Genomic DNA, 19,174 nt, shown 5'->3' on the forward strand with positions numbered 1-19,174 from the left:
TTAATAAATAAACTTTTCACGATATAAAAACAAGTTAACTTGTTTTTACGACTAACCTAATGTGCATGCGGTCGATTAGTAAACCACTGCATCAATGCAATACAAACACCACCACCCACAATGTTACCTAAGGTAACAGGAATTAAATTTTTCACTATAAAATGATAGACATCTAAATCGGCAAATAGTGCCGGATCAATGTTAATCATTTGCCAAAATTCAGGCGAAGTATAATGTGCTGTTAAAATACCCATTGGAATCATAAACATATTCGCGACACTATGTTCGAAACCTGATGCGACAAATAAACCGATCGGTAAAATCATAATAAAGGCTTTATCGGTCAAGGTTTTTCCGGCATACGCCATCCAAATGGCAATACACACCATAATGTTACACAAGATACCTAAGCAGAAAGCCTCACTCCAAGTATGATGAATTTTATGTTGGGCGGTTTGTAAAATGGTTAAGCCCCATTGACCGTTCGCCGCCATTAATTGACCGCCAAACCAAATCAAGCAAACAATAAAAATTGCCCCCACAAAATTACCACAATAGACTACAATCCAGTTACGTAGCATTTGTAAGGTATTAATTCTGCCACCGACTCGAGCGACCATAGTCATGGTAGATGATGTAAATAATTCAGAACCACATACCACTACCATAATAACGCCGACAGAGAATACCAGACCACCGACTAATTTGGTTAAGCCCCAAGATGTGCCGACATTGCCAGTTTGTGTGGTGGTATAAAAAACGAATGCCAGTGCAATGAATGCACCTGCAGAAATAGCAGATAAGAAAGAATAGAATTGATTTTTACTGGCTTTATATGCTCCGGCATCTTCGCCTATTTGAGCCATTTGAGTTGGGCTTGCCATCACGGTTGAGATATTTTCTTCAGATTTCATCATATTTTTATTTATATTACTAGGAGATTCAAAAATCTAAACATTTTTTGAAAATTTATAAATTTTGTTAATTATACGGATAAATCCCATTCAAAAGCAAAGAAATTTAATCAAAGTCAGAAGAAAACTTGTTTTAGATCAAAAAGCATAATAGGGTTGTAACAAGGTTTTAACAAACACCTTTAAAAATTGCAATTTTTGCCATTTTCTGCTAAAAAGTGCGGTGATATTTCTTCAAATTTTAAAAGGACAGCACCATGCCACAAGAAACCATTTTCAGCAAAATTATTCGCAAAGAAATTCCAGCAGATATTGTTTATCAAGATGAACTCGTTACTGCTTTCCGTGATATTGCTCCGCAAGCGAAAACCCATATTTTAATTATTCCCAATAAACTGATTCCTACCGTCAATGATGTCACTGCCGAAGATGAACAAATACTCGGTCGTCTATTCACTGTGGCTGCCAAAATTGCGCAACAAGAAGGCATTGCGGAAGACGGCTATCGTTTAATTGTAAATTGCAATAAGCATGGCGGACAAGAAGTTTTTCATCTTCATATGCACTTGGTAGGCGGTGAACCGCTCGGTAGAATGTTGGCAAAATAGGACGCGTGAATGAAAAAAATTTTGTTAGTTTGCACCGCACTTTTTTTAGTCGCCTGTGGTTCAAGCCAGCCATCATTAGTTTATACGCATGCCCCGATTTTAAATATTACGGCAGAACTTAACCCATTGATTGATGCTAATGCAACGGCTCAATCCGCATGGGTAAAAAATAAATCAAATCAGAATATTAACCTACAGTATGACGTATTTTGGTATGATAAAAATGGCGTGACACAACCTGTGAGCTTACAACAAGAACAATATCGTGCGAATTTATGGCTTGCACCTGAACAAAAGCAAGCCATTAATTTGAGCAAGCCAACGCCTGAAAGTGTGAATTATCGGTTGTATTTGCAGTTGAAACAATAAACTATCGTAGAGGCGTATTGCATACGCCCTGTCACACTCAAAGGTTAATACTAAGGGCGTATGCAATACGCCCCTACACATACGAACAAGGCAAATTATGTCAACCCTATTAATCGATCTCAAAGGTCAACAACTTGAGCAAGAAGAAATCGAAAAACTAGCACATCCTCTAGTTGCAGGCTTAATTTTATTCAGTCGCAATTTTTACGACCGTGAACAAATTCAAGCCCTGATTAAAGAGGTTCGGCAACGTGTGAAAAAGCCATTATTAGTCACCGTGGATCAAGAGGGCGGTCGGGTACAGCGTTTCCGAGATGGTTTTACCCAGCTGCCAGCCATGCAGTCTTTTGCGGAAATCGGTTTCGATCAGCAAACGCAACAACATCTGGCTTTAGAAAGCGGTTGGCAAATGGCAGCAGAAATGACGGCACTGGATATTGATTTAAGTTTTGCGCCGGTGTTGGATTTGGGACATCAATGTAAAGCTATCGGCGATCGTAGTTTTCACGCTGATATTGAGCCAGTTATTCGTTTAGCTACCGCTTTTATTACAGGTATGAAGCAAGCCGGCATGGCAACTACAGGCAAACATTTCCCCGGACATGGTCATGTCATCGCCGATAGTCATTTAGAAACCCCTTATGATAAACGTCCAAGTGCGGTGATTTTTGAGCAAGATATTCAGCCTTTTCAACAGTTGATTGCCAACAATTTGCTTAATGCGATTATGCCTGCTCATGTGATTTATAGCCAATGTGATGACCAACCAGCGAGTGGGTCAAGCTACTGGTTACAAACCATTCTTCGCCAAGAATTTGGCTTTAATGGAGCAATTTTCTCCGATGATCTTGGCATGAAAGGGGCTGGATTTATGGGGAATTTTGTCCAACGCTGCGAAAAAGCCTTACAAGCAGGGTGTGATTTATTATTGTTATGCAACGAACCTGATGGCGTGGTACAAGTGTTGGATAACCTAAAATTGCCAGAAAATGCACCGCACCTTGAGCAACGTCAACGACGTTTACGTTCACTATTTAAGCAAAAATCTTTTCGTTGGAATGAACTGACTAAAACAGAACGTTGGTTAAAAAATCACAAAGCATTGACTACACTTCAACAGCAATGGTTAGAATGTAAAGCATAACCATGATATATTGCGATCATTACCAATCTCAGCAATGCCAATCTTGCCAATGGATTGAAACAGACTATCCGTTACAGTTACAACAGAAAGAAACGCATTTAAAACAACAGCTGGCTAAATTAGATCTGTCGCAACTCGCTTGGTTTGAACCTTTTCGCTCACCGTTGACAGCTTTTCGCAATAAAGCCAAAATGGTGGTGTCTGGGGCAGTGGAACGCCCGATTTTAGGTATTGTCAACGAACAAAATCAAGCAGTAGATTTAACCGATTGCGAGCTTTATCCGCGACATTTTGCAGAGGTTTTTCTTGTTCTCAAAGACTTTATCGGTCGAGCAGGTTTAGTCCCCTATAATGTGGCAAAACAAAAGGGTGAACTCAAATTTATTTTGCTGACCGAAAGCCGTTACAACCACGAACTGATGTTACGTTTTGTACTACGCTCCGAAAACAAAATTCCATTAATCCAACGAGAATTAGCGAAGTTACAAGCAAAATTACCGCAATTAACCGTGATTACCGTGAATATCCAACCACAACATGCTGCCATTCTAGAGGGAGAAAAAGAAATCTTTTTGACTAAACAGCAAGTGTTAGAAGAACAATTCAACCAAATTCCTCTGTTTATTCGCCCACAAGGTTTTTTCCAAACCAATCCAACCGTGGCAGAAAGTCTCTATGCGACGGCTCAACAGTGGATAAAAGATCTCCCCATTGATTCGCTATGGGATTTATTTTGTGGCGTGGGAGGATTTGGTTTACATTGTGCGAAAGCACTCAGCGAAAAAAATCCTGATGTCAAATTAACGGGCATTGAAATTTCACCATCCGCTATTCAAGCCGCTAAAAAATCGGCGGAAAAGTGCGGTCTAAAAAATGTTAATTTTCAATCCCTAGATGCGGCTAATTTTGCCCTAAAGGATCAACAAGCTAAACCTGATTTAGTGATCGTCAATCCCCCAAGACGGGGCATAGGCAAGGTGTTAGCCCAATTTCTCAATCAAATGTGCCCCCCGTTTATGCTTTATTCTAGCTGTAATGCGGTGAGCATGGGAAAAGATTTAGCCGAATTAAGCCATTATCAACTTCGCAAAATCCAACTGTTTGATATGTTTCCCCATACTAGTCATTATGAAGTGTTGGGGTTGTTAATCAGACAAAATTAGTTCAACTTCATTAGTTCAACTTCGGACGTGTCCATTTTCTAAACCAAATCGGTAATAACGTCGATCCCATGGCGGAGAAAATAACCAAAGCTACACCGATTGCCGTGACCAAAGAAAGCTGTTCGCCTAAAATCAACAAAGCGAGAAAAACACCAAACACAGGTTCTAACGCACTGAAAATAGCAGAAATATTGGCACTGACATCTTGTAAACCTTTGTTCCATAAAATATAGGCTAACCACGTGCAACCCACGGATAAATAGAGAATACCCCAAATACCTTCACTGCTTGGATTAATCTGCCAATTTTGGGTAAATAATAAGGTCATCGGAACACAAGTCACGGTACCTAATACAATTAAAATATTAGTAAATTCAACCGGCTTAAGTTCTTTCATGACATCTTTGCTCATATATAAACAAAAAGCAAAAATGAAACCTCCGGATAGTACCATTAAGCAACCTAATAAGCTGACATCACCCTGTTCTTCAGAACCTAATACCACTAAGGCGACTCCGATAAAGGCAACGATACCAAACAGAATGTCGATTAATTTAAGCCGTTGTTTGAAGAATAACACACCGACTAGCACGGTAATTAAAGGTTCTGCCCCTAACATCGTCACAGCACTGGCGGCAGAGGTGAATGATAAGCCGATAAACTGTAGCATAAACACCGCAGGGAATACCAACCACGCAATCAACCACATTTTTTTGACTAAACGTGTAGGAATTTTGCGATAAGCTGGCAAGAAACTTGGTACAGAGAAGATTGCTGCAATGGCTAAACGTAATTGTACGGTAATAGCAGGGTCAAACATAGCATAACTGTACTTTCCTGCAATAAATGAACTTCCCCAAATGAGGGCAGCTAATAAGAGATAAATCATGGTTATCCTTAGTTTTTGGCTAATAAATCCTGTTTGCGGATACCGAGTAAGATTAACATAACAAAATAGCTCATTGCGGCAAGAGATATTAGCCAAGCTAACCAATGTATTCGCGTTAATAAATGCATTGCATTCCACGTGATTAAATCAGGACTAAAATACCATACCAATGTACCCATTATTAGGGCAGAAAGCAAAACTTTGCTAAAAAATACCGCACTTTTTTTCGAAAAATGATAAATATCTGCTTGGGCTAAACCACGATAGAGCAAATAAGCATTGAGCGTAGCGGACATGGCGGAAGCAATGGCTAAACCCACATAACTAAACGGAATGGCTAATAGGTTAAAGCCCATATTGCTGACCATGGCAATAATCCCAATTTTCACGGGTGTTTTGGTGTCTTGTCTGGCGTAGTAACCGTTGGCCAGAATTTTGATTAGCATAAAACTTAATAAACCTGCATTAAACCCCCAAAGGGAAAGGGCAGCGGCTTGTACGTCATGGAGTAAAAATTGTCCCCGCATAAATAAAGTGAGTAACATGGGTTCAGCTAATACCGCAATACCGATCATAGCTGGCACGCCAAGTAATAAAATCATGCGAACGCCCCAGTCCATAGTTTGCCGAAAATCCACCGCACTTTTTTGTGTATCATCACTACGATTCACATGATGACGAGCTAATGTTGGCAAAATCACGGTGGAAATTGCAATGCCAAATAAACCAAGCGGAAATTCCAGTAAACGGTCGGAATAATACAGCCAGCTAATCGATCCGGTCATTAAAAAACTGGCAATAAAGGTATCAAGTAATAAATTAATTTGACTGACGGAAACGCCGAATAAAGCGGGAATCATCAGGGTACGGATTTTTTTCACGCCTATATCATGCCACGCCCATTTGGGTTTAACTAATAAGCCAGCTTGGCGTAAAAAGGGAAGTTGAAACAGAAATTGTAGCAAGCCACCGATAAAAATACCGATTGCCAAAGCAAGATCGGGGCTATCTAAATGTGGCGCTAATAAAAGTGCGGTACAAATCATGGCAATATTCAGTAATACTGGCGAAAAAGACATCACGCCGAATTTGCCAATGGTGTTTAAAATCGCCCCAGATAAGGCGACAAACGTAATAAACCACAAATAAGGAAAGGTGATTTTGAGCAACAATGACGCTTGGTTAAATTTTTCCGCATTGGGTCCATCGTTAAGCCAATCCACAAACCAACCTGTCCCGAAAATTGCCGCTACAACAGGGGAGCCTACCATGGCTAACGCCGTGACAATCGTCACTAAACCGCCTAAAGTACCCGATACTTTGGCGATAAATTCCCGAGTTTTACTGATGTCGCCTGATTTTTGATATTCCGCTAAAACTGGCACAAAGGCTTGCGAAAAAGCCCCTTCTGCGAATAAACGGCGTAAAAAATTCGGAATACGGTTAGCAAATAAAAACACGTCAGCAGCAGCTCCAGCCCCAATAATATTCGCAATCACTACATCTCGCACTAAACCGAGTACCCGTGAAAGTAATGTCATGCTGCTGACGATAATGCCTGATTTTAAAAGTCGTTTACTCAAAATGCTTGTTCTCAATCTGGAAATCGGAAAAAATTAGCTTAATTTTATAGAAATTTCATTTTAATGCTATATTAAAACAAAAAAAACTGATAAAATCTCGCCCTACATTGTTTAAAGCGTTGCTTAACGGCTTATAGCAACCGAAAAACGGTGGCAAGATTCGGTTGTGTCTCACCGAAAACAACAAATTTACAGACAGCTCATTCTAATGTTGAATGAAAGAGCAATATTGATTAATTAACAGAAATTCTTAGGAGTTTGACCTTGGCTAATATCAAGTCAGCAAAAAAACGTGCGGTTCAATCTGAAAAACGCCGTCAACACAATGCAAGTCAACGCTCAATGATGCGTACTTACATCAAAAAAACTTATGCAGCAGTCGCAACTGGCGATAAAGCAGCTTCAGAAGCCGCTTTCGTTGAGATGCAAAAAGTCGTGGATCGTATGGCATCTAAAGGCTTAATTCACGCTAACAAAGCAGCTAACCACAAATCTAAATTGAGCGCTCAAATTAAAAAATTAGCGTAATTGTTAATTTAAAAATTAATAAAAAATAAACCGCACTTTTGTTTAAAAAGTGCGGTTTTGTTGTTTATAATCGGTGAAATAGTTGCGAATAATGTACTACTTATTTGAACCCTCAGGGTGTAAACCAATTCCTGCGTGGCGTTGTTTTAATTTATCCATCACATCCGTCCAATTTAAGTTGGCATCTTGCAATAACACCGTTAAATGATAAAGCAGATCTGCTGTTTCAGACACCACTTCATCAGGATCTTTCGCCATTGCCGCTAAGGCAGTTTCCACCCCTTCTTCACCGACTTTCTGAGCAATCTTCTTTGTCCCTTTAGCATATAGTTTAGCAGTATAAGAACTGTCAGGATCGGCATTTTTGCGTGATTTAATCAGGTTTTCTAATTTGCTGAAAAATACCCAATCGGGCAACGTTTGCAATTCACTAAAACAACTTTCTGTCCCTTTATGGCAAGTGGGTCCAATAGGATTAACTAAAATTAACAACGTATCATTATCACAATCCAACGCCATATCCACCACGTTCAAAAAATGCCCCGAAGTTTCACCCTTTGTCCATAGCCGTTGTTTGGTGCGGGAATAAAACGTCACTTTCTTTTCAACCAGCGTTTTATTTAATGCTTCTGCATCCATATAGCCCAGCATTAATACTTCGCAAGTTTGGGCGTTTTGTACGATAACAGGGAGCAGGTTATCAACTTTTTGCCAGTTGATGGTTTGTATATTAATCATTATTTTCTCACTTCCACTTTTTCTTGTTGTAAGTACTCTTTCAATTCCCCAATATCAATAATCCGTTTATGAAACACACTTGCCGCTAAAGCTCCATCTACATTGGCTTCCACAAAGGCATCACGAAAATGCACCATTTCGCCTGCACCGCCTGATGCGATTAATGGCACATGACAAATCTCACGCACTTTTTTTAACTGCACCAAATCATAGCCGTTACGCACGCCGTCTTGATTCATCATATTCAACACGATTTCGCCTGCACCACGTTGTTGCACTTCAGCGACCCAGTCCAATAATTGCCAGTTAGTTTGGCGAGTACGATGTTCATCGCCCGTATATTGATTAACCCAATATTTCCCCGTTTCCTGTTCAAACCAACTGTCAATGCCCACCACAATGGCTTGCACACCAAAGCGTTGAGAAAGTGCGGTGATTAATTCGGGATTTTCCAACGCAGGCGAATTAATTGAAATTTTATCTGCCCCAAAGGCGAAAAGCTGTTCTGCATCGGCAATGGTTTTAATGCCACCTGCCACGCAAAAGGGAATATCAATCACTTTGGCAACACGTTCCACCCAACTTTTATCCACGGTGCGACCGTCTGATGATGCGGTAATATCATAAAATACCAATTCGTCCGCCCCTTCTTCGGCATAACGTTTCGCCAGTGGCACAATATCACCGATGGTTTCATGGTTACGAAATTGTACGCCTTTCACCACTTGACCATCTTTTACATCCAAACAAGGAATTATCCGTTTTGCCAACATTCGATCGCCTCAGCTACATTAAATTTGCCCTCTAATAAGGCACGTCCAACAATCACACCCGCTACGCCAGTCCCTTTTAATGCTTGAATATCCGCCAATGAACCAATACCGCCAGAAGATTGAAAATGGATTGTGGGGTATTTGGCACAAATTTCACGATATAAATCCACATTGGAACCCGCTAAGGTGCCATCTCTGGAAATATCGGTACATAAAACATGTTGTAAACCCACGGATTGATAATCTTCAATTAATGTTTCAAGCAACACCCCACTGGCTTCTTGCCAACCACTGATGGCAATGATTTTATTGCCTTTTTCATCAATGTTGACATCTAACGCCAAGACAAACTTTTCCGCACCATATTTTTCAAACCAACCTTTCACAAGGTCTGGATTTTTCACTGCAGTTGAACCGATCACCACACGATTTGCCCCGACGGCTAATAAATCTGCTACATCTTGTTCGCTGCGAATACCGCCACCCACTTGAATTTTACATTGCGTGGTTTCTATGATGTTACCAATTAGCTTGGTTTGGCGTTTGGCAGGATCTTTTGCGCCAGTTAAATCCACCAGATGCAACTGTTCCGCCCCTTGTGCGAGATAGCTGGCAAACTGCTCAACCGGATTATCACTATATGTAGTTTGTTTGGCGTAATCACCCTGATGTAATCGCACCACTTGACTATCAATTAGGTCAAGCGCTGGGATAATAATAGATTTCTTCATTGGGTTTTCCTAAAGTATTTTTTAACGTAAACGTAAAGTGGAACCGACACTCAATTTTGCCATTGATGAAATACCATTCAAGTCAGCAATTTCATTAATACTTTTACCGCTTAAATAGCTGATTAAATAAAGGGTATCGTATTTACCCACGGTATAAGTTGAGCCTGTATAGCAGCCTTTTTGAATTTGGCTATATACAGGCGTATTTGTGCCATCACGCACCACCGTACAATTACCGACTTGTTCAGCATTTCCGCTTGTATTATAGCTGGAACTGGTTTGTTGGTTATAAGTCGTTTGGTTATAAGCCGGTTGGCTATAGGTCGGTTGTTGATATTGACCATCTGGCTGTTCCATGGTGTTTGGCATTTCGGTTGGTTGGACATTTGCATAAGGCTCACTCACATCAACCACTTCATAACTTGAAGTGGCGTCTGTAGTTGAACTATTAGTACAACCGACTAATGCAAAAGCGACTAAAGGCAATACAAAAAGTGATTTTTTCATTTGATAATCCTATTTAGACAAAATATAAAATAATTTACCTTTAAAAAGGTTATGCTAAGCCTAGCATAGATTTGTCATGAGTGTAATAAGTTACCCTGACGAATGATTAGATATTTTCCACAAAATTTTGCAATAATTGTGCACCGTTTTTACCTGAACGTTCAGGATGAAATTGTACGCCATAAAAATTTTTACTCGCAATAGCAGCCGAGAATTTTACCCCATATTGACTGGTTGCAATGGTATTTTCATTCGGCAATACCGCATAACTATGCACAAAATAAAAATGGCTATCTTGCTCAATATTGACGAATAACGGATGATTGTCGGCATAATGCACCTTATTCCAACCCGTATGTGGCAACGGCAAACCCGTATTAGGAATTAATTCCGTATGCCCTGTCATGAGATTTAAGGTTGATACATTGCCTTCGGCGGAATATTCCGTCATTAACTGCATGCCTAAGCAAATGCCTAACATCGGTTGGGTAGCGTTTTGAATAGTTGCGATAAGTTGGCGTTGTTCTAAATTTTGCATTGCAGCAATAGCGGTGCCAACACCGGGTAAAATCAGTTTATTGGCGGATTGGATTTTATTCAGATCTCGGGAGATCTCGGCAGTGTAACCCAAACGGTCAAAAGCAAATTTGACGGATGACAGGTTGGCACAGCCAGTGTCGATGATAATAATATTTTTCATAATTTATAGTTCAACTGTAAGTTATTGCCAATCTTCAACGCGTAATTTATTTACACGTGCAAATTCTTTAGTATTATGGGTAATCAAGATTAAATGACGATTAATTGCTTGTCCTGCAATCTGTATATCATAAGTACCAATAGGTGTCCCTTGTTTCGTTAATTCTGCTCTAATTTTACCAGCTTGTTTGGCATCCTCTAATTCAAAGGGCAAAATAGTAAACGGTAATTTATCCAATTTAGCTAAATTTTCTGTTTTACGCTGGCTTTTTTCTGCCCCATAATAAAGTTCAAACATAACAATACTCGATAAAGCAAAGTCAGTTGGAGCGTAACGTTTCAAGCGAGTAATAAAATCCATATTGTTATTTAAAATGGCAATAACGGCATTGGTATCTAACAAATATTTCATTCAAAACTGCCCCAATCTCTTTCTTGTGCGGTAGATAAACGACCCTCTTCAATCGCCTGTACAAAACTTTCATCTAGTTTACCCATTTCAGCCAGTTCGTCTAACCACGACCAATCATTGACAATCGGCTCAAGGATCACCTTTTGACCTTGTTTTCGAATGCTCACTTCTTTACTATTAAAGCGAAATGCTTTGGGTAGGCGTAAAGCCTGAGAATTACCCGTCCAAAATAATTTTGCTGTTGTCATTGTTTACTCCCAATTCTTGTTTGTATATATTAAAAGTATATATAAATATATTGATATATTCAACTAATATGAGAACTACAACACCCCTTTACTACTCGGCAACACATCACTTTCAATCCGAATCGCCTGTCTTAACGTTCGCCCAAACACTTTAAACAAACTCTCAATTTTATGATGATCATTATCACCTTGCACACTTAAATGTAAAGTCGCCAGCATAGTAAACGCAATGGACTGGAAAAAATGTTCGGTGAGTTCGGTGCTGAAATCACCTACTTTATCTCGTTTAAACTCAGCGTTAAATTTAATAAAGGGGCGACCCGATAAATCCAAGGCACATTCTGCCTTACATTCGTCCATCGGCAATACAAAGCCAAAACGAGCGATACCACGCTTGTCGCCAATGGCTTGTTTTAACGCCGTGCCTAAGGCAAGTGCGGTGTCTTCCACACTGTGATGTTCGTCAATCCATAAATCGCCTTGGCAAGACACATTCATGCGAAAACCACCGTGCGTTGCAATTTGATCTAACATGTGATCAAAAAAGCCGATGCCTGTTTTAATCTGATTCACCCCAGTTTCATCTAACCAAACCTGTACGTTAATATCGGTTTCTTTCGTTTTACGCACCACTTCGGCATAGCGTGGTGGACGTTCACCGATATTGGTTACAGGTTCACCGAGTAATTTTTCGCTAATTAAATCCCAGTTGAGCTTTTCAGGGTGATATTGCAAAGCTCGAATACCTAAATTTTCGGCTAACTGTACATCCGTGGCACGGTCGCCAATCACAAAACTACTGGCAGGATCAAAAAGCTGTCTGACAATATATTTTTCTAATAATTTGGTTTGCGGTTTACGGCAATCACAATGATCTTCTGGCTTATGCGGGCAAATCAGCACGTCATCAAATTCAATACCTTGTGAACGAAAAATTTCCATCATCGCATTATGCGGTTTATCAAAAGTGTCTTGCGGAAAAGAATCCGTACCCAACCCATCTTGATTACTCACCATCACAAAACGATAACGATCTTTCAGTTTAAGTAAGGCAGGAATAACATTTTTTTCCAGTTTTAATTTTTCCAAACTATCAATCTGAAAATCGGTTTTTGGTTCGTCTATTAATGTACCGTCACGGTCGATAAATAAGGTAGGTTGTGCTGTCATCATCTTTTCCTTGGAGCTTAAATTGTTTTATAAGCAAGTTCCCCATCAGGAACTCGCTTCTTATTTAGACTTTATTTGTAACAGCAAAAGCGATTTAATTCAATGATTAATTAACAGATAACTTATCAAAATCACGGATTTTTTGATAAGTATCTTCTAATCCTGAACTAAAATTAATTTTTTTCAATTCGAGTACAGTGTTAGATTTTACAATCATCCGCAACGGTTGAAATTGCATATTACACATATAAAGCTGTTGATGGGGTAACATATGTTGCACAAAACGGGTTAACGCATGAATTCCCCCCGTATCTAGCACCGTTACCGCATCACATTGCAACACAATATGCTTGACTTCGTGATCAGTATGCACGGTTTTCTCGTGTAAATCTGCGAATAGATTATCCGCTGCGGCAAAAAACAACGGGCCACTAATGCGATAAACCAATACATCATCTAAATCTTGGGGATGCGATTGTTCAATGGATTTGGTCATTTCTGCAATGGTACGAATAAACAATAAACTCGCCAATAACACACCCACTGTAATAGCAATCACCATATCAAAAATCACGGTTAACAAAATACAGATTAATAACACCGCGATTTCATTGGCTCCCGAACGGCGAACTAAATGAATGATATTACGTAGATCTGCCATATTCCACGCCACCATTAACAGCAATGCCGCCATGGAAGCTAAAGGCAAATAAGATAAAGCCTGAGCAAATAATAACAGAGAAAACAATACTAACAAGCCATGTACCATACTGGAAATCGGCGAAAACGCCCCTGATTTCACATTAGCAGCTGAACGTGCGATAGCCGCGGTTGCCGTGATACCACCAAGAAACGGCGTAATAATATTGCCGATCCCTTGGGCTAATAATTCGTTATTAGAATGGTGTTTAGTATTGGTCATATTATCTAATACCACCGCACATAATAAAGATTCAATCGCCCCTAAAACCGCCATTGAAAATGCTGCAGGTAGCAAAGATTGAATCGTATCAAAATTCCATTCCACTAACTTCCCTTGCGCATTCGGAATATTCCACGGTAAAGCAAATTCAGGTAATACATTGGGAATACCTTGTCCGACTGAACCATCTGCCAGTTGATATTGGAAAGCAGAACCAATGGTCTGCACATCATAACCAACCATAATTAAAACCAGCGATAAAACCGTACCTATGATGACTGCGGGTAAATGTCCTGGAAAAGGTAAACGAAAACGATGCCATTGGGATAAAGTTAATAAAGTAACAACACCAACTGCCGTATCCGCCCAGTTAATAGTCGGAAGTGCGGTGAAAATAGTATAAACTTTTTCTAAATAATGGGCTGGCATGACATCAATATGTAAACCGAGAAAATCTTTAATTTGCAAAGTTGCTATTGTAATCCCGATGCCACAGGTAAAGCCTAAAGTGACAGGCAGAGGAATATATTCAATTAACCGTCCTAGACGAAACAACGCCATTAGCACTAAAATTATCCCTGATAACAGGGTCGCCATGAGTAATCCGCCCAAGCCAAATTGTTGCGTCACGGGATATAAAATGACTACAAAAGCGGCGGTTGGTCCTGAAATATTAAAACGAGAGCCACCCAATAAAGCAATCACAATGCCTGCTACAATTGCCGTATATAAACCATGTTGCGGTGGCACGCCACTGGCAATCGCCAATGCCATTGACAACGGAATGGCAATAACCCCAACCGTCAATCCAGCAATAATATCTTTAATGAGTTGCGTTTTTCCATAACCTAAGCGAAACGCATCTTGTAATGCACTGAACGGCTTAACCGCCAAAAAAGCATTTTTAGTCAAAAACCATTTATTTAACATTTTTCTACCACTATGTTCTATAGAAATTCCAAACCCACGCTATTTTAACTAAAATTTCCGCAAAAAACTTTGCGTTTTCGCAAGAAAAGCGAAAAAAGACTAGACTAACGGTAAGTTAATTCTTATAATCACGCCCGCTTACTTAATGAATTCATTGAGTGTCCAGAATGGTAAGGTGTCCGAGTGGTTGAAGGAGCACGCCTGGAAAGCGTGTATGTGGGAAACTGCATCAAGGGTTCAAATCCCTTCCTTACCGCCATTTATATTTCCCTATTATGACAACACTCGTACTAATTAATTTAATTATACAAAATTCATCATTTTTTACTCATCAATTCTGTGGAATTTTTTCACCGCAGTTTTATCCTCATTTTTTGTTATTTTTGTGATATGTATTCCAAAACTGCAGTGAATTTCTTGAGACTTTTTATGTTTTCCTTGAAATTATGCTCTGTTGAGTTTGTTCCCAATATGCTCAACACAAAAATCAATATTCATTTTCAACAAGGAAATCTTATGAAATCTATTAAAGCATTATTAGGTACAATAACATTGGTAGGGTCATTATTAGGCAGTACAAATGTATTAGCAGAGACCACACAAGCAGTCACAACACCCGCTCAGCAAGTAACAGTACAAACGGTTACAACTGAAACACCAGCACAAGTTGCGGTAGTCGGTGATAAATTAAATATAAACACTGCGTCCGCAGCAGAAATTCAAAAAGTCTTAACGGGTATCGGAGCTAAAAAAGCGGAAGCCATTGTGCAATATCGTGAAAAACACGGTGCTTTCACCTCTATAGAGCAATTATTAGAAGTACAGGGCATTGGTCAATCCACTTTAGATAAAAATAAAGATCGGATTATTTTCTAGTTATTCGCCAATCATTAAATAAAAGTCATTGCAATGTCATGGCAATGGCTTTACAATTTCGGTACTTTATATCAGAAACTGAAAGGATAAAAAAATGACTAGCATTAACTTTAATATTCGTCTGGACTCTCGCTTAAAAGAACGTGCATTTTCGGTGATCGAAAGCTACGGATTAACACCGTCACAAGCGATTAAGCTATTCTTAAATCAAATTGCAGATACTAAATCGGTGCCATTATCATTTGATCATCATGCTGATACGCCCAATGCAGTGACCAGATTGGCGATGTTAGAAGCGATTGAAAATCGTAAAAATGGTAAAAATCTAAAAGGTTATACCAATATGGATCAAATGATGAAAGATATTTTACAGGAGCAAGAATGAACCCAATTCCACTAATTCCAACAACGCAATTCAAACGAGATGCTAAAAGACTTTGGGCTGAGTTATTAAGTGCGGAATGGACGGTTGTTGCTTACCATCTTATTTATGATAAAGAACTACCTGAAAAATACCAAGATCACGCACTTAAAGGAGAGTGGAATGGTTTTCGTGAATGTCATATAAAACCTGATTTATTATTGATTTATGACAAAGGGGAATGATTATATTCAACTGGTGAGACTAGGCACACACGCCGAACTATTTTAAATGTTAATCTATGGCATACCCTTGTGGTGAAAGTAATTGACCATCTAAATAGGCTTTTCCGTCAATTTCTTTCAAGCGATCATCAACAAACCATTTCACCACCAAAGGATAAATTTGTAATTCTTGTGTTTTCACTCGTTGTTGAATATCTTCTATGCTATCGTCAGGGAAAATCGGCACTTTAGCTTGTAAAATCACGGCACCGCCATCTACTTGCTCATTCACAAAATGCACCGTTGTACCATGTTCCGTTTCGCCAGCCTCTAAAGCCTGTTGATAGGTATTTAAGCCACGGAATTTTGGCAATAATGACGGATGAATATTTAAAATCTTGCCAGCAAAGCGTTGGGTAAATTCAGCGGTGAGAATTTTCATATAGCCAGCTAACACTATCAAATCCGCTTCAAGATCAGCAATAAAATCCCCAATAGCTAAATCCATTGCCAGATTATTTGGATAATGTTTACGTTCAAAAAGTGCGGTGGGAATATGGGCAATTTTGGCACGTTCTAAACCGTAAGCATTGGCTTGATTGCTAATCACAGCCATAATTTGCCCATTAATCATTTTATTTTCACAAGCCTCTATCATCGCTTGTAAATTGGTGCCTGAACCTGAAATAAGAATAACGATTTTTTTCATAAAGATAGGTATTAAATTGAAAAGTTAAGGGCGGACATATCGATCCGCCCCGAATATTATTGAATAATCACTTGTTGTTCGCCTGCTTGTAACGGTTCAATTTGACCAATTAACCAAGCGTCTTCACCTGCTGCACGCAATACTGTCAAGGCTTTTTCTACATCTGCTTGTGGTAATGCAATCACCATGCCTACACCGCAGTTAAAGGTGCGGTACATTTCATAGGTTTCAATATTGCCTTTTTCTTGCAACCATTTAAACACAGGCTGCCATTGCCAGCTTTTTTCATTAATGACCGCTTTCAGATTCTGTGGTAAAACGCGTGGAATATTTTCCCAGAAACCGCCACCGGTTAAATGAGCAATCGCATGCACATCAACATTTTCAATCAATGCTAACACCGATTTGACATAAATTTTAGTCGGTGCAAGCACTTGTTCGCTTAACGGACGACCTGCTAATTGTTCTGTGGCAGGGTTTACGCCGGATACTTCAATCACCTTACGCACTAAAGAATAACCATTGGAATGTGGACCACTTGAAGCTAACGCAATTAACGCATCTCCCGCTTGTACTTGCGAACCGTCAATAATTTTAGATTTTTCCACCACGCCAACACAGAAGCCAGCTAAATCATAGTCACCAGCATGATACATCCCTGGCATTTCCGCTGTTTCACCGCCAACTAAGGCACAACCTGATTGTACACAACCTTCCGCAATGCCTTTCACCACATCGGATGCGACATCCACTTGCAATTTTCCTGTGGCATAATAATCCAAGAAGAACAACGGTTCTGCACCTTGCACCACTAAATCATTGACGCACATTGCCACCAAGTCAATCCCAATCGTATCGTGTTTTTTCAAATCAATGGCTAAACGTAATTTGGTACCCACACCGTCTGTGCCTGAAACTAAAATCGGCTCTTTATATTTGCTTGGCAACGCACATAATGCACCGAAACCACCTAAACCGCCAATCACTTCAGGGCGAGTAGTGCGTTTTACGTGCGGTTTAATCCGTTCAACTAATTCATTACCAGCGTTAATATCCACGCCAGCGTCTTTATAACTTAATGAGGGTTTGCTCACGATGTTGTCCTTTTGTGTTCAAAAATTGGAGCTATTATACCGACTTTGCGAATTTAGGTAAACGTTTGCTATAGGGTATTTCAAACAAAAAAGGCCCTAAAAAATACTCCCCAATTTTGTAATCGGGGAGCAGGGTAGGGCTTTATGTAACAGGTTTATTTTATAAAGAATAGACAAAAATTACCAAAATCAACACGGGAATCACATATTTTACATAATTAAACCAAATCGCAGTGAACTTCTCGCCAGCATTTAATTCTTGTTTAGCTTCATCTTTTAACACAAATCCAACGAATACGGCACAACCAAGAGCGGTTAAAATAAACAGAATATTGCCACTAATGTAATCAAAGGCATCAAAAATACTGCGCCCGATAATGGTTACATTTTGCCATTCATTATCACCTAATACGGAAGGAATATTACCTAATAGAAAAATACCGCCTAATACTAAAGCAATTGATACTTTACGACCTAAGCGAGTTTTTTCTTGTACAGCGGTAATCAGCACTTCATAAATGGTTAATGAAGTGGTTAATGCCGCAATGATCAATAAACTAAAGAAAATCACCGCGAAAATTGAACCTTGCCACATATGTGAAAATACGATCGGCAAACTTTGGAATACCAAGGTTGGTCCTGAATTTGGAGGTACATTAAAAGTAAATAAGGATGGGAAAATCATAAATCCAGCAGCAAGCGCAATCAATGTGTTCATCACGGCGGTAATTGATGCCGTTTTGACTAGGTTTTCTTTTTTATCTAAATAGCTTGATAGCGTAATCAGTACACCAAAACCAAGACTTAATGCAAAGAAAACTTGTCCCAACACAAAGACAAATAACTCTTTGGTGATTTTGGAAAAATCAGGGATCAAATAGAATTCAATACCTTGTACTGCACCCGGTAAAGTAACATTTCGTACAATCATCACTAACAAGAAAATAAAGAGTAACGGCATTAAGAATTTTACCGAACGTTCAATACCATCCATAATACCCTTTGCCAAAATAACGTAGTTTGCTAATACAAACAGTGCGGTATAAGCTAAAATCGTTAATGGGCTGTTATGAATATAAGTAGTAAAGAAACTTGATGTGGTTTCAGGACTTACAGGCGCAGATAAATCCAGTGTACCGCTAATAATGCTACCAATATAAGTTAGCACCCAGCCACCTAGTACCATATAATAAGCTAAGATACCAAATGCCCCAAGCAATCCCATGTAACCTAAAATTTTCCATGCCGGATGAATTTTTTTACCATTTGCTGTCCCACTAAAAGCATCAATCGCATTTTTGTGCATGCGACGACCGATCACATTTTCTACTAAAATCATCGGAATACCAATTACAATCATGGCAATGCAAAACAACATCACATAAGCACCGCCCCCATTTTCCCCGACTAAATAGGGAAAACGCCAAGTTGCACCAAATCCAACAGTTGCACCTGCTACCGTCAGAACATAGGTTAAACGACTTGACCACGTTTGGCGTTTTTCTGTTCCATTCACTGACATAAGATTCCTCTTTCTTATCCACAAAACACACTCTCCGCTATCTCAAAATAACGGAAAGTG

23 protein-coding genes and 1 tRNA gene are annotated in these 19,174 nt (G+C 39.4%); 9 read left to right on the plus strand and 15 right to left on the minus strand.

Going from position 1 to position 19,174, the window contains the following annotated elements:
* Positions 1–56: 56 nt before the first annotated feature.
* A complete protein-coding gene (focA, locus tag E0709_RS03230; RefSeq protein ID WP_132301847.1) occupies positions 57–914 on the minus strand; it encodes a formate transporter FocA in 858 nt (285 codons plus the stop codon).
* Between the two features lie 257 nt (positions 915–1,171).
* Between focA and hinT the strand changes: the two genes are divergently transcribed.
* From hinT to rlmC, 4 genes are all read left to right on the plus strand, one after another.
* Positions 1,172–1,522, plus strand: coding sequence for a purine nucleoside phosphoramidase (gene hinT / locus E0709_RS03235; RefSeq protein ID WP_132301612.1), 351 nt, complete (start codon positions 1,172–1,174; stop codon positions 1,520–1,522).
* Between the two features lie 9 nt (positions 1,523–1,531).
* Positions 1,532–1,891 (plus strand): YcfL family putative periplasmic lipoprotein, encoded by a 360-nt coding sequence (locus E0709_RS03240; RefSeq protein WP_132301610.1) that lies wholly within the window; start codon positions 1,532–1,534, stop codon positions 1,889–1,891.
* A 97-nt stretch (positions 1,892–1,988) separates the two neighbouring features.
* On the plus strand, positions 1,989–3,035 hold the full coding sequence (nagZ, locus tag E0709_RS03245) for a beta-N-acetylhexosaminidase (protein WP_132301608.1): 1,047 nt from the start codon (positions 1,989–1,991) through the stop codon (positions 3,033–3,035).
* 2 nt (positions 3,036–3,037) lie between these two features.
* On the plus strand, positions 3,038–4,198 hold the full coding sequence (rlmC, locus tag E0709_RS03250) for a 23S rRNA (uracil(747)-C(5))-methyltransferase RlmC (RefSeq protein WP_132301606.1): 1,161 nt from the start codon (positions 3,038–3,040) through the stop codon (positions 4,196–4,198).
* Positions 4,199–4,208: 10 nt separating this feature from the next.
* Here the strand turns inward: rlmC and E0709_RS03255 are convergent, their stop codons facing one another.
* Positions 4,209–5,087, minus strand: coding sequence for a DMT family transporter (locus E0709_RS03255; protein WP_132301604.1), 879 nt, complete (start codon positions 5,085–5,087; stop codon positions 4,209–4,211).
* Between the two features lie 8 nt (positions 5,088–5,095).
* Positions 5,096–6,670, minus strand: coding sequence for a murein biosynthesis integral membrane protein MurJ (murJ, locus tag E0709_RS03260; RefSeq protein ID WP_132301602.1), 1,575 nt, complete (start codon positions 6,668–6,670; stop codon positions 5,096–5,098).
* A 264-nt stretch (positions 6,671–6,934) separates the two neighbouring features.
* Here murJ and rpsT point away from each other — a divergent pair, with 264 nt between their 5' ends.
* Positions 6,935–7,198, plus strand: coding sequence for a 30S ribosomal protein S20 (gene rpsT, locus E0709_RS03265; protein ID WP_132301600.1), 264 nt, complete (start codon positions 6,935–6,937; stop codon positions 7,196–7,198).
* 96 nt (positions 7,199–7,294) lie between these two features.
* Here the strand turns inward: rpsT and hisIE are convergent, their stop codons facing one another.
* From hisIE to dauA, 9 genes are all read right to left on the minus strand, one after another.
* Complete coding sequence (gene hisIE / locus E0709_RS03270; protein WP_132301598.1) at positions 7,295–7,936, minus strand: bifunctional phosphoribosyl-AMP cyclohydrolase/phosphoribosyl-ATP diphosphatase HisIE; 642 nt, start codon at positions 7,934–7,936, stop codon at positions 7,295–7,297.
* Complete coding sequence (gene hisF, locus E0709_RS03275; RefSeq protein WP_132301596.1) at positions 7,936–8,709, minus strand: imidazole glycerol phosphate synthase subunit HisF; 774 nt, start codon at positions 8,707–8,709, stop codon at positions 7,936–7,938. The genes hisIE and hisF overlap by 1 nt, the downstream gene beginning before the upstream one ends.
* Positions 8,691–9,440 carry a 1-(5-phosphoribosyl)-5-[(5-phosphoribosylamino)methylideneamino]imidazole-4-carboxamide isomerase gene (gene hisA / locus E0709_RS03280; RefSeq protein WP_132301594.1) on the minus strand — a complete coding sequence of 250 codons (750 nt, stop codon included), beginning with the start codon at positions 9,438–9,440 and terminating at the stop codon, positions 8,691–8,693. Before hisA ends, hisF begins: the two co-directional genes overlap by 19 nt.
* Positions 9,441–9,461: 21 nt before the next feature.
* Positions 9,462–9,947, minus strand: coding sequence for a LysM peptidoglycan-binding domain-containing protein (locus E0709_RS03285; protein WP_132301592.1), 486 nt, complete (start codon positions 9,945–9,947; stop codon positions 9,462–9,464).
* A 106-nt stretch (positions 9,948–10,053) separates the two neighbouring features.
* Complete coding sequence (gene hisH, locus E0709_RS03290; protein WP_132301590.1) at positions 10,054–10,647, minus strand: imidazole glycerol phosphate synthase subunit HisH; 594 nt, start codon at positions 10,645–10,647, stop codon at positions 10,054–10,056.
* A gap of 21 nt (positions 10,648–10,668) precedes the next feature.
* Complete coding sequence (locus E0709_RS03295; RefSeq protein ID WP_132301588.1) at positions 10,669–11,058, minus strand: type II toxin-antitoxin system VapC family toxin; 390 nt, start codon at positions 11,056–11,058, stop codon at positions 10,669–10,671.
* Entirely contained in the window at positions 11,055–11,306 is a 252-nt protein-coding gene (locus E0709_RS03300; RefSeq protein ID WP_132301586.1) for an antitoxin, read from the minus strand. The genes E0709_RS03295 and E0709_RS03300 overlap by 4 nt, the downstream gene beginning before the upstream one ends.
* A 75-nt stretch (positions 11,307–11,381) precedes the next feature.
* A complete protein-coding gene (hisB, locus tag E0709_RS03305) occupies positions 11,382–12,476 on the minus strand; it encodes a bifunctional histidinol-phosphatase/imidazoleglycerol-phosphate dehydratase HisB (RefSeq protein WP_132301584.1) in 1,095 nt (364 codons plus the stop codon).
* Positions 12,477–12,582: 106 nt separating this feature from the next.
* Complete coding sequence (gene dauA, locus E0709_RS03310) at positions 12,583–14,328, minus strand: C4-dicarboxylic acid transporter DauA (protein WP_132301582.1); 1,746 nt, start codon at positions 14,326–14,328, stop codon at positions 12,583–12,585.
* Between the two features lie 169 nt (positions 14,329–14,497).
* On the opposite strand from dauA, the gene E0709_RS03315 reads away from it, so the two are divergent.
* The 4 genes from E0709_RS03315 to E0709_RS03330 all read left to right on the plus strand — a co-directional run bounded on the left by E0709_RS03315 (position 14,498) and on the right by E0709_RS03330 (position 15,810).
* Positions 14,498–14,587 (plus strand) — tRNA-Ser (locus E0709_RS03315).
* A 257-nt stretch (positions 14,588–14,844) separates the two neighbouring features.
* Positions 14,845–15,204 (plus strand): ComEA family DNA-binding protein, encoded by a 360-nt coding sequence (locus tag E0709_RS03320; RefSeq protein ID WP_132301580.1) that lies wholly within the window; start codon positions 14,845–14,847, stop codon positions 15,202–15,204.
* Positions 15,205–15,298: 94 nt separating this feature from the next.
* Complete coding sequence (locus E0709_RS03325; RefSeq protein WP_132301578.1) at positions 15,299–15,589, plus strand: type II toxin-antitoxin system RelB/DinJ family antitoxin; 291 nt, start codon at positions 15,299–15,301, stop codon at positions 15,587–15,589.
* The gene (locus E0709_RS03330) at positions 15,586–15,810 is read left to right on the plus strand and encodes a type II toxin-antitoxin system YafQ family toxin (protein ID WP_391540658.1); all 225 of its coding nucleotides are present in this window, start codon (positions 15,586–15,588) and stop codon (positions 15,808–15,810) included. The genes E0709_RS03325 and E0709_RS03330 overlap by 4 nt, the downstream gene beginning before the upstream one ends.
* A 49-nt stretch (positions 15,811–15,859) precedes the next feature.
* Here the strand turns inward: E0709_RS03330 and purN are convergent, their stop codons facing one another.
* The 3 genes from purN to E0709_RS03345 form a co-directional block, all read right to left on the minus strand.
* Positions 15,860–16,498: a phosphoribosylglycinamide formyltransferase gene (purN, locus tag E0709_RS03335; protein ID WP_132301576.1), complete on the minus strand. Its 639-nt coding sequence runs from the start codon at positions 16,496–16,498 to the stop codon at positions 15,860–15,862.
* Positions 16,499–16,554: 56 nt separating this feature from the next.
* The gene (gene purM, locus E0709_RS03340; RefSeq protein WP_132301574.1) at positions 16,555–17,592 is read right to left on the minus strand and encodes a phosphoribosylformylglycinamidine cyclo-ligase; all 1,038 of its coding nucleotides are present in this window, start codon (positions 17,590–17,592) and stop codon (positions 16,555–16,557) included.
* 160 nt (positions 17,593–17,752) lie between these two features.
* Positions 17,753–19,114: a sodium-dependent transporter gene (locus tag E0709_RS03345; RefSeq protein ID WP_132301572.1), complete on the minus strand. Its 1,362-nt coding sequence runs from the start codon at positions 19,112–19,114 to the stop codon at positions 17,753–17,755.
* Positions 19,115–19,174: the final 60 nt, after the last annotated feature.

The sequence above is a fragment of the Lonepinella koalarum genome (genome assembly GCF_004565475.1).
Classification (GTDB): domain Bacteria; phylum Pseudomonadota; class Gammaproteobacteria; order Enterobacterales; family Pasteurellaceae; genus Lonepinella; species Lonepinella koalarum.